Genomic DNA, 406 nt, shown 5'->3' with positions numbered 1-406 from the left:
ATAGCGGCACCCCTTGTAGGAATAGGGTTCCAGCACTTTGACCAGCAGATCCTCGGCGATCGGCGCCATGTGTGTGATGCCGTATCCACTCGTTGCCACAGACAGCGTCTCGGCGGTGCTCATGGTCATACCCCATATCCCGGTGTCGTGAGGCCGTCCAGCATGGTCAGCCGATGAGTCGTCAATGTTCCTGGTGTCGTGCCGTGTTTCGCCCGGTGCATCAGGACCCGGTTGTCCCACAACACAACATCGCCGACCTCATAGTGTTGGGCATGGATGAACGGCGACATGAAATCCGGATCGAGCTGTCCGGTGGCAGTCATGAGTTGTTGCAGAACAGCAGGATCCAGCACGTCTCCGTGCCCGTCCTCGATCTTGGTGGTGCCTGACGCGCAGATGTAGAGGA

1 pseudogene is annotated in these 406 nt (G+C 58.6%); it reads right to left on the bottom strand.

The window, feature by feature from the left end:
* Positions 1-125: 125 nt before the first annotated feature.
* Positions 126-406 (bottom strand): annotated as a pseudogene (locus tag RM572_RS29515) (TauD/TfdA family dioxygenase); the annotation flags it as partial.

The organism is Streptomyces hazeniae (assembly GCF_031845485.1).
Taxonomy (GTDB): domain Bacteria; phylum Actinomycetota; class Actinomycetes; order Streptomycetales; family Streptomycetaceae; genus Streptomyces; species Streptomyces hazeniae.
Note: the sequence above shows the minus strand (reverse complement) of the source record. Positions and strands in the feature narration are given on the sequence as shown.